This is a genomic window from Spirochaetota bacterium, from assembly GCA_026414805.1.
Lineage (GTDB): Bacteria > Spirochaetota > UBA4802 > UBA4802 > UB4802 > UBA4802.
The window spans coordinates 1-11,137 of sequence record JAOAIH010000071.1 but is presented as its reverse complement, the minus strand read 5'-3'; the positions used below and the strand labels follow the sequence as shown (position 1 = coordinate 11,137).

The following is an 11,137-nucleotide window of genomic DNA, read 5'->3' as shown; positions in this document are numbered from 1 at the left end:
TAAAATTATATTTAATGTATTTATAGCTAAATTTTAAGGTAAAAAACTGTTGTTCGCTTTTATTCAGCAGGTGCCTAACAAAACAAACATTAGAATATTTAGAAAATATAATAAATCACAAACTGTATCACAGTGAGCAATGTTGCCCAAATTCGTAGATCTCTCCAGCGTTTTGTATCAGGTGCACCTTTCATGATGAAATCAAATGGAAGAAGCCATGCAACCGCTAGCATAGAGCCAAAGATAATCATAGCTGCTATTTTTGCATACCATAGTGGAAGTGACTCAAGAAATTCTATCATATTTTTACTCCAAATTTAGAATTTGGCATCGCATTCTTTGTTATGGCACTAATGCAACAATAAGTAAACTTAAGATTCTTCGCTTCGCTCAGAATGACATAATTAGTGCTCAGAATGACATAATAGTGCTAAGAATGACATATTTAGTGCTCAGAAAGATAATGATATAATCAGATAGACTTATTACTCTTTTCGTTACATTTAATAATGCCATCAATCTTAACAAGTACACTCTTTTATCTTATTCGATCTCAACAACGTTGCTGTACACAACGTTTTTTAATTCATCATTTGATTTCTTTTTTGTAAACGGTGAAACAATGTAGAGAGCTATCGCCGAATATAAAAATGAAAAAAATGCTATATACAGCATATTTAAGCTGGCCCAGCCTAATAATGCTGCAACTGTTAAACCTGATAATAAACTAAAAAGGCCAGCGGCAGGTGTAATGCGTTTGTCAAGGATTCCAAAAATCATTAGTGCAAAAATTGGCCCCTGAAAAAGCGATAGGGCATACTGCACATACACATAAATTCCCTGAAAGTACGCCGTGATTGGTGCAAAGGCAATTCCAACAATGAGAATAAGAAATGTAAACAGTTTGCCTAACTTAAGTTGAACCTTATCACTCAAGCCATTCTTCTTTGCAACACCTATAATGTCACGTACAATCATAACCGAAGTAGAATTCATAGTAGAGTCAATAGATGATTGCAGTGCCGCAATGAACGCAACAAACATAAGGCCCGAGATGCCGGCAGGCAATATGTTTTTTATTACCCACGGGAGTGCCTGGTCCTGATGAGTGATGCTTTTTCCTGCAAGGGTCAGAGCAAGTAGTCCCGGCATAACTATTAACAATGGTACAAACGTTTTAAGGCAAGCAGCAAAAATCATGGATGCTTTCCCATCCCACTCGGTGCGTGCTGCAAATGTGCGTTGTAGTATTGCCTGGTTTGCGCACCAGTAAGCAGGTGAAAGCACAATGCCAAGACCAAGTATAACGCCTGGCCAGGGGAACGTAGGGTGGGTTGCAGGTAAAAATGCATTGAGATGATCAGGATAATTAGTTTTAAGTGTTGCGATAAACGTGTCAAATCCGCCAATTTTTTCAATCCCAATAAATGCAACAATAATTGCGGTGGTGAACATAATGAATGCTTGCACAGTATCGGTGATAGCAACTGCCCCAAGCCCACCAGATATGGTATAAAAGCCAACAACAGTTGCTGTCACAAGTATAGAAAACCATACCGGCCAACCTAAATATGTTTGGAGCATAATGGCAGTTGCCCATAAAAATACACCAACAATGACAACAGCAAAAATGCTCATCACACAAGCTGCAATAAAGCGTACTGCATTGTTGTACCGTAAGCCCAAATACTCAGGTATGGAGTACACTCCAGCGCGCCAGAAAAACGGAATAAAAATGAGTGCCGATAATATCATTGCAGGAATTGCACCTATCCATTCAAAGTTTGCCTGAGCTATTCCAATACTGTATGCGTTGCCTGATGCACCAATGTAGTCGTTGGAGCCAATGTTAGTACCAATAATAGACAGTCCTATCACCCACCATGGGAGTGACCTGTTGGCTAAAAAATAATCTTTAGCAGTTTTGATATGTGTTTTATAGTAAAATCCAAAAATGGTCATTCCTGCCAGATAGCATATTATTAACACTATATCGATCCAGTGAACATTGGTTGGTGTAAATTCCCACATGGTGGTTCTCCTGATAATAATCATAACCTATATTATCGATATCGACTATAGGATATAAATGTATTCAAATCAACCATTTTTTTATGTGGCGATAGTAACCAATCAGTAAAGGGTTGCTTAAAAAAATACTTGTATTATATCGTTTTCGATTCTATAATGTTGCTAAGATTATTAGCTCCATAAAGAAGTAGTTAAATTAAAAGAAGCTATTAGCTTTACTTATTGAGATTGTTTGATGGTAACTAAACACCTTTTAAAGTATAATTTATTACGTAATAATTGATGACCATGAAGCAAGTTAATTGGGTGAGTCCAAAGTAAAAGTCAGGTATGTGTTGTGGAATTATATGAGATTTAAGTAATAAAGTATTTAAAATAAGAAGTGTATAAAACAAAGTTGGGTAGCTCGTAGGGAATGATACAATAAAACTTTTTGGAGGAAATGTATATGGTAAAGAAAATAGTAACAGTTTTAGTTATTATCATTGCAATTTTGTGTGCAATAATTTTTGGTGTTGCGTGGCATTTTTCAAATCAGCTTATTGCACCAAAACCTTACACTTGCCAGGTTGACCATTTTGTATACTGCAAAGGTATAGAAGAGATAGGTATAGCATATCAGGATATTGAATTTAAAAATAATGAAGATTTGACATTACGAGGATGGTTTATTCCAGGGAATTTAAAAAAAGCAATTATTATGGTACATGGTATTACTGCAGATAGGCGCGAGGGGTTACGGTGGGTTAAAGCATTACACAGCGCTGGTTTTAATCTATTATTATTTGATCTTCGCAACCACGGTAAAAGCGATAAAGCTAAAACAGGAATGGGATATTATGAAAAGGATGATGTGATTGCTGCAGTTAATTTTTTGCAATCAAAGGGTTTTACAAATATTGGAGTGTTTGGCGTTTCCATGGGCGCATCAACTGCAATCCAGGCAATGGCAAAGGATAACCGTATTACAGCAGGAGTGTTTGAAGCAGCTTTTGCTAATTTAGGTGATTTGCTTGCTGAAATAGCACAACGTGATTTTGGATTACCTCGCTTCCCAATAATCAATGCAGTGATGTGGGTATATAGCATGCGACTGAGAGCAGATGCCAATACAATAAATCCTGAAGATTATATAGCTGCAATTTCACCCCGTCCTGTATTTATAATACATTGTGACAATGATGATTACATTGCATATCATCATGGACAGCGTATTTATGCAAAGGCAAAAGAACCAAAAAGTATGTGGACAGCACATTGCAATAAACATGCGCGTGCATGGCAATCAAATCCACAAGAGGCTGAAAAAAAAGTTGTGGATTTTTATAATAAATATTTATCAGCTAAATGATATTTTTTGTTTCTATAATGCTGCAAATACATAATAAATGTCTTGCATAATTTGTACATAATCAAAATAAACATACCATAAATATAAAATACATACTTTGGGAGGATACTGTGAATATTGAGACAACAACATGTATTTCGCTTGAGCATTTGGAATTACTTCGATTGCATGCCCAACGATATAATATGTCATTGAGAACATTTATCTCTTCTCTTATTAGCTTTGCAGCTCAATGGGAAAGGGTTGAAGCTAAATCTTTCCAACAGCTTTCATATCGTCCGAAAGGAACAAGCTGGAAACGATTGCATGTGGTCTTATATGAAGATGAGTATGAATTTTTTATGGACGTTAAAAAGGTATGGAAGATGTCTTTGGCTAAGATAATAGCTTTTTGTTTGGAAAATGTATTGGATGAATTTTTGAAAGTTTTAGATAAAATGCGAGACAATGATTATACCGATAACTATCGGCACAATGGGTATACCTTTTGCTTTTATCGTGAAGAAAATGTAATATGTTGCCAATTTTATTGGGGACCGCATCCAGAAATAATTCGAAAAGCAAAAAAATTAGGGCATTTGAAATACTAAATAGTTCATTTTGTATCAAAAGACTTTTAAAGTCATACATAATTTAATGGATTTGTTTCAGCTCTAAAATATAAATCAAATAAAATTTGGTTGGACGTCCAAAAAATAGTTGATTTTTTTGGCGCTAGTTATTATATAATGAACCATCGTGTAAAATTATTGAGGAGGCATTATATGAAATCATTAAAAGGTCAGCTGGCACTGGTTACCGGTGCAGCTATGGGCATGGGCAGAAGCCTGTCTGAATTGCTGTTAAATGAAGGCTGTAGAGTAGCTATGGTGGATATTAATGAAAAAGAATTAACAAAAGTTGTAAAGGAGTTTCAGGCAAAAGGGGATTGCAGGGCATATATATGTGATGTTTCTAATCGTGATGCCGTGTATAAACTACAAAAAAAAGTGAAAAAGGAAATGGGTGATGTCACGATACTAGTTAATAATGCTGGTGTTGTAAAAGTTGGAGACTTTTTACATCTTGATGATAAAGCGATTGAATGGATGGTAAACGTGAACCTGATGTCAATATTCTGGATGTGTAAGGCGTTTATGCCAGATATGATAACCAAACCATGGGCACATGTTGTTAACTTTGCGTCAGCGGGAGGGATGTTGGCATTACCTGATATCTCAATTTACTGTGCAACAAAGTTTGCTGTAGTAGGATTTTCTGATGCGCTACGCCAGGAAATGAAAAAATATAAATACAATGTAGGAGTAACAATGGTGTGCCCTTACACGGTTGCAACAGGGATGTTTGCAGGGTTCAAAGAAGTTGCTGGGACAAAAATACTTAAAACTGAAGATGTGACAACGCGGGTAGTAAAGGCTATAAAGAAAAACAAAGCGGTAGTAGCAGTCCCCAATTTCCAGGTTAACTTTTTAACACCACTTACTAAATTACTGCTACCGGTCCACGCAATGGATATACTCAATAAAATGGTAGGTATGTGGACAGCAAATGAACAAACCCAGGAACGTAAGTACAAAATTTAGGATAAGAAATAATCATTCATCATCCGGGCCAACCCACGAAGAAGGCTTGCCTACAAGCACAAAAGGAGCCGGGTTGGCCGATCCACCACCTAATCCCATGTATCCCATTCCTATGTATAAATTATCGTTGATTTTACGGATTTCATCGCGCATGGAGTGAACAGTGCCTTTATTATATTTACTGTAATCTATGTGAAATGAATCTTTGCCATCTTTAGCAATTTTTGATAGGCCAATTGAAGTTTCTATTTTACGGAGTCGTAGGATTTTTGTGCCGGTTTTGGTTTTTTCTTCAAAAATGTTGTACCCTATACCGGAGCTATCGCTTAAAGGCTTAAATGCCTTCCCAACCCATTTAGTATGTAGAGTAATGCCCCCTGTAGGGAATACGTGATGTGTAAATAATTCCGAAGATTTTCCTAATATACCACCACTCAGCAACAGGGCTTTGTACTCACCGTTGAGTTCAGTAAATTTAGGTGTTGAAGCAGCAATGAAAACCTGCATTTTTTCTTTACGTGAAAGTTTTTCAATATCATCATACGTGGCGTGAGCGGGATTTTTACCAATGATATCTTCCATACTGCGATTGTGAGGTTTTTTGCTCCCTGCCTGTATAATATTAATCACGTTTAAAAGGAGAAATAGTGCAATGATTCCAGTAACAATTAAAATAATACTACATAGTGTGCTCATATAGGCCCCCTGTTGTTTAAAATATCAATGCAGTATAGCAAGGTATTGGTTTTGTTGTCAATAAATATTTGATTGAACAACCAATCATTTTATAGCTAATTTGTTGACAATAAAAAGAATATGTTGTAGGAGATTAAAAGAGTTATTTGCTTTGGGGTAATTTAATACAAGGTTTTTTCAAGTTCAATGAATATTAATGAGAACATGTGGTGTTGCATCTATAATAGTGTGAATCGTAATAAACGTCGGTAGTCGTAATTTATATAGAAACTATTTTAAATCCTTGATGAGATTTTATGTAAATCTCAAATTAGGGGGTACTACAATGAGACATAGATTACTTTGTATTCTTATGTTTGTATTTGTAATATCGTGTAATCAACATGTTCAAATAGATGAGGTTTCAGATTATACAAAAAAGGCAAATCAGAGTATTTCATTGCAGTTTGATGAGATAGATAAAACAGAAGCATCGCATGGATTGATTGCAGAGGCAAAAAATCTTTTAATAAAAGATAACAATGGCAATGTAGTATGGGATATGACAGCATATTCGTTTTTACAACATAAAACGCCGCAAACTGCACACCCCCTTCTGTGGGAGATGGCCAAGCTCAACGCTAAGCCAGGATTATATGAGGTTGTTCACGGTGTATATCAGCTTCGTGGTTTTGACATTGCAAATATGACAATTATTGAAGGGAAGACGGGATGGATTGTTGTGGATACTTTAACCACAAAGGAGACAGCCAAAGCTGCCTTTGATTTTTTCAAAACACATATACATAAACAAAAACCAATTAAAGCTATTATTTTTACGCATAGCCATATAGACCACTTCGGCGGCGTGTTAGGGGTGATTACTGAAAAAGAATTAAAAAGTAATCACATACAAGTGATAGCACCAAATGGCTTTATGGAAGAAGCGTTTAGTGAAAATATACTCCTTGCCAATGCAATGGCGCGAAGAGCTGAATACCAATTTGGACAGGATTTGCCGGTTTCACCACAAGGGCAGATAGATAGTGGTATTGGCAAAACAGTGCCACAAGGGTCATACAGTATAGTGGAGCCGACAGTTACTGTTGATACAACTCCTACTAGGATAGTAATTGATGGTGTTGAGTGTATCTTTCAGTATGCTCCTGATACAGAAGCCCCTGCAGAGATGACAGTGTATATTCCTTCAATAAAAGCTTTTTGCCCTGCTGAGATTGCAAGCCGCACCATGCATAATCTGTATACAGTGCGTGGAACAAAGGTGCGTGATGCGTATAAATGGAGTAAATACATAAATGAATCAGTGCAGCTTTTTCCTGATGTGGAGGTGTGTTTTTTTACGCATCATTGGCCTATGTATGGCAATAAGCGGATTAGGGAATTCCTAATAAAGCAGGCTGACATGTATAAATTTATTCATGACCAGACAATCAGGCTTGCCAATAAAGGATATACTCCTGAAAAGATTGCACATGAATTACAACTTCCACAGTCTCTATCGCAATTTATACCCAACCGTCAGTTTTATGGGGTGCTGCAACAAAACGTGAAGGCTGTCTACCAGATGTATTTAGGGTGGTATAATGGAAATCCTGCATATCTCAATCAGTTGCCGGATATTGAAAGAGCCAAGCGATATGTGCACTTTATGGGTGGTGTCAGAGCAATATTAGAAAAAGCTCAAGCATCATATAATAAAGGAGATTACCTGTGGGTAGCTGAAGTTTTAAATCACGTAGTCATGGCTCAACCAGGTAATACCAATGCACGCCGATTGCTTGCAAAAACATATACACAGCTTGCATATCACGCTGAATCGGGTGTATGGCGCAATGTATATCTCAAGGGGGCACAGGAGCTTACAGAAGGCATACAAAAGAAAACATCTTTAATGCATAAGGGGTGTGACATGCTAAGACATCTTCCTCCAGAGAAACTCTTTGACAGCATGGCAGTTAATCTCAATCCCCATAAAGCACAAAACAGCAATATTACTATTGCTATCTATTTTAGCGACAAGAAAAAATTATATTCACTTTTTGTACGAAATTCAGTGTTATATTATTCAGAGGGTGTGATAGAAAAACATGATGCTGATATACACATTCCCTATACTACATTTATTAAGCTTATTACTGGAGCTATCGCCAAAAATAAAATACTTTTTGATAATGATGTAAAGTTGAGTGGAAGTAAAATGTCATTGATAAAGTTTTTTAGCATGTTTGATAAGTCTGAGCGGTTTGCAGTTGTCACATCTGAGTAATGTTATCTGGGTAAAATAATAATTGACTAAGTTTTTATTTACTGTTATTGCTTAAAGAAGAAAAAAATAACTACAATAATATTTGAGGTGAGGATATGTCAGGGTTTTCACAGTTCTTTTTTTCAAAATATGAAAAAAGTGATTTTTTGACACGCAGGAAAGCATTCCTGGTTTTTGTATTTGCATTAACAGTCATTATATTACTTAATATTGGAGTTTTACTGTCATTTATATTTATAAGTGTTGAGCGTGGAGTAGGGTTTTTGCAATCCGCAGTACCTGCTACGATAGTGTCAATAATTACGATGTATTACATTAAAAAGGGTAAATTGCAATTAGCATCAAATATTCTAGTAATCCTATGTTCTCTGGTAGTTTTAGTGGGATTATTTACTAAAGCTGCTCACGTTGGTTTTGTGACAATGGTCTATTTTATGTTTGCAACAATGTTATTTGCTTCTGCTTTTTCTACGAAATTGATTGCCTCTATTATATATGGTGCATATATGATAGCATTGTTTGGGTTTTATTTAATACATGCAGATCAAGTAGAAGGAAAAATTGCAGAAGCTTTGAAAATAGGATTAATTGACAGTTCCGCAGCCCTTACACTTTCGTACCTTATTGTTATGATGACGATAACATCATTTAATAAGGTCATAGCATCCCTTGATGAGGAAAAAAACAAAACAGTACAGCAGATAGATGTAATGAAAAACCTGCACGGCATAATTGAAAATATATCAAATAAGATGATTTCAGTGTCAGAGCTCATTTCAAGCAAATTGAAAGACTTTTTACAAAATATACAGGACCAAGCTTCTGCAGTTGAAGAGATTACAGCTTCTACACAGGAAGTATCCAATGGATTTGGGAATGTAAACCAAAATGTTGGAAGGCAACATACTGGATTGAAAACTCTTTTTGACACAATTGATTCACTGGCTCATGAGATTGATGTATTGAAAAACCGTTCGGTTGAAATATCAAATGCATTTACCTCAATATTATCTATTACTCAAAAAGGTGAACAGGCTATACAGGTGGTTAACCATAATGCACAAACATTGCTTGAAAGCTCTGGCAGGCTTACATCAATCATGAACATTTTGCAGGATATATTTGATAAAATTCAATTGCTTGCATTAAACGCATCAATTGAAGCTGCACGCGCAGGTGAGGCAGGAAGAGGATTTGCAGTGGTTGCTGATGAGGTCAACAAGCTATCTGAGCAATCGGTTATGAGCCTGAAAGAAATTAATGTTAATATACAATCCAATATTCACAGTGTAGAAACTACCAATAATGGTGTTGCAACAATTATTAATTTATTTCAGGAAATTGTTACCACGTTAAATACTGTACGCAATGGTATGCAGGATATCTTTACACACATTGACAATCAGGAAAAGATTAAAGAAGCAATTCAGAATCAAGTTGCCAGTTCACAAACATTGTCACAACAAATTGCCGAAGATACCAATCGACATAATGAAATTATTGCCGAAATATCCAATTCTATTGCAAGTATCAATACTCTGATTCAGAATAATATGGCAGTGGCAGAGGATATCAGTAACACATCGCAGGAGCTATCGCACATGGGTAGAGATCTTCTTGTAAAAGTTAAAGAAGAAGTGTGATGTGTTGTTACAATGGGCACTGGGTATTTAACTTTTTGTGTGTGAATTTTCGTTTCCCCTTGGCAAAATCGTCAACAATATGGCCATTACCAATCAATTTATACTTATAGATTACAAGTCCATCAAGGCCAACTGGTCCTCGTGCATGGATTTTAGATGTGCTTATACCAACTTCAGCACCAAATCCGTATCTAAAGCCATCACTGAAGCGTGTTGAGCAGTTCCAGAACACATTCCCTGAGTCTACCAAATCCAGGAATTTCTTTGCCGTATCCCTGTTGCCGGTAATGATACTATCTGTGTGCTTTGAGCCGTATTTGTTTATGTGGGATATTGCATCGTCAACATCATCAACAACTTTAATTGAAAGTTTGTAATCAAGATATTCAGTTTTCCAGTCATCCTCGGTTGCAGGGTTTACGTTGATTATCTTCTGAGTTTCGGGACACCCCACTAACTCAACATTATATTTTTTAAGTTCAATTTCAATCAACGGCAAAAATTTATTGGCGATAGCTCTGTGTACCAGCAATGTCTCAGTAGCATTACACACTGCAACATACTGCACCTTAGCATCTGTTACTACTTTTACAGCCATATCGATATCCGCATCTTTGTCAACGTAGCAATGACAGATACCATCTGCATGTCCCAGCACCGGTATGCGTGAGTTATCCATTATATATTTTACGAATGCATTAGAACCGCGAGGGATAATGAGATCAATGTAATCGTCCATTTTAAGCATCGCAGTTACATCTTCACGTGTTTCAAGCAGTGAAAGCCAGTTTTGTGGTATGCCAGCTCTGACACCTGCATTATAAATTATACTGGCAAGGATTTTATTGGTTTCTTTTGCTTCACTGCCACCTTTTAAGAGCACTGCATTGCCGCTTTTTAAGCAAAGTGTTGAAATTTGCACCAGCGCGTCAGGGCGGGATTCAAATATTACACCAATGACACCAATTGGGCAACTTACTTTGTAGAGTGTCAGAGCAACATCAAGCTCTGTGGAAAGCAAGGTATTGCCAACAGGGTCGGGAAGATTTATAAGGCTTTCTATACCGGCAATGACCTCATTAATTTTAGTCTCATCAAATCTTAGACGTTTTAACAATGGTGAAGGCAGGTTTTCCTCAGTACTTCGCTGTATATCTACAGCATTAGCCCTTATAATTGCTTCAGTGTTATTTTTTAATTCATGTGCTATTGTCTGTAATGCATTATTTTTAATATTTGTTGGTACAGCTGCAAGATAGATAGAAGCATCTTTTGCAGCTATAGCTGCTTGTAATACACCCATACTATGTCCTCATTAAATTTTTAGGATATAACATTATTCGTTGTAGAATGTATAAATTGTGTCAATAGCTTTTTTATAGGGGTCAGAGCAAAAGTTCACCCCTACAGTATGCACAAAGTCTTTGACAGCATTCTTCTAAAGTATCACCCAATTGCAGGAAATACTGGTGTAGTGTAATTTTTAAATGTGGGCGATAGTTACTGTCAAAATATGCCTTAGAGCCACCAAAATAACTCTCAAACGGGCTTTTTACTTTACCTGCTT

At 36.4% G+C, this 11,137-nt stretch carries 10 protein-coding genes; 5 read left to right on the top strand and 5 right to left on the bottom strand.

All coding sequences use genetic code 11. The features are described from left to right. Positions 1 to 98: 98 nt before the first annotated feature. Together N3F66_12495 and N3F66_12490 are read right to left on the bottom strand one after the other, a co-directional pair. A complete protein-coding gene (locus tag N3F66_12495) occupies positions 99 to 302 on the bottom strand; it encodes a hypothetical protein (protein MCX8124964.1) in 204 nt (67 codons plus the stop codon). Positions 303 to 543: 241 nt separating this feature from the next. Next, positions 544 to 2,031, bottom strand: a complete 1,488-nt coding sequence (locus tag N3F66_12490; protein MCX8124963.1) for a sodium/solute symporter — start codon at positions 2,029 to 2,031, stop codon at positions 544 to 546. 448 nt (positions 2,032 to 2,479) lie between these two features. Here N3F66_12490 and N3F66_12485 point away from each other — a divergent pair, with 448 nt between their 5' ends. The 3 genes from N3F66_12485 (at position 2,480) to N3F66_12475 (ending at position 4,965) form a co-directional block, all read left to right on the top strand. Continuing rightward, positions 2,480 to 3,382 (top strand): alpha/beta hydrolase, encoded by a 903-nt coding sequence (locus N3F66_12485; GenBank protein MCX8124962.1) that lies wholly within the window; start codon positions 2,480 to 2,482, stop codon positions 3,380 to 3,382. A gap of 110 nt (positions 3,383 to 3,492) precedes the next feature. After that, entirely contained in the window at positions 3,493 to 3,972 is a 480-nt protein-coding gene (locus N3F66_12480) for a hypothetical protein (GenBank protein MCX8124961.1), read from the top strand. Between the two features lie 174 nt (positions 3,973 to 4,146). Beyond that, on the top strand, positions 4,147 to 4,965 hold the full coding sequence (locus N3F66_12475) for an SDR family NAD(P)-dependent oxidoreductase (protein ID MCX8124960.1): 819 nt from the start codon (positions 4,147 to 4,149) through the stop codon (positions 4,963 to 4,965). A gap of 12 nt (positions 4,966 to 4,977) precedes the next feature. Here the strand turns inward: N3F66_12475 and N3F66_12470 are convergent, their stop codons facing one another. Further along, a complete protein-coding gene (locus N3F66_12470; GenBank protein MCX8124959.1) occupies positions 4,978 to 5,661 on the bottom strand; it encodes a hypothetical protein in 684 nt (227 codons plus the stop codon). A 325-nt stretch (positions 5,662 to 5,986) separates the two neighbouring features. Between N3F66_12470 and N3F66_12465 the strand changes: the two genes are divergently transcribed. Further along, complete coding sequence (locus tag N3F66_12465; protein MCX8124958.1) at positions 5,987 to 7,927, top strand: MBL fold metallo-hydrolase; 1,941 nt, start codon at positions 5,987 to 5,989, stop codon at positions 7,925 to 7,927. Between the two features lie 752 nt (positions 7,928 to 8,679). Next, entirely contained in the window at positions 8,680 to 9,570 is an 891-nt protein-coding gene (locus N3F66_12460) for a methyl-accepting chemotaxis protein (protein ID MCX8124957.1), read from the top strand. A gap of 7 nt (positions 9,571 to 9,577) precedes the next feature. Here the strand turns inward: N3F66_12460 and N3F66_12455 are convergent, their stop codons facing one another. Together N3F66_12455 and N3F66_12450 are read right to left on the bottom strand one after the other, a co-directional pair. After that, positions 9,578 to 10,873 carry a glutamate-5-semialdehyde dehydrogenase gene (locus tag N3F66_12455; protein MCX8124956.1) on the bottom strand — a complete coding sequence of 432 codons (1,296 nt, stop codon included), beginning with the start codon at positions 10,871 to 10,873 and terminating at the stop codon, positions 9,578 to 9,580. A gap of 82 nt (positions 10,874 to 10,955) precedes the next feature. Continuing rightward, positions 10,956 to 11,137 (bottom strand): hypothetical protein (locus N3F66_12450; GenBank protein MCX8124955.1); only part of this gene is annotated, 182 nt, incomplete at its 5' end.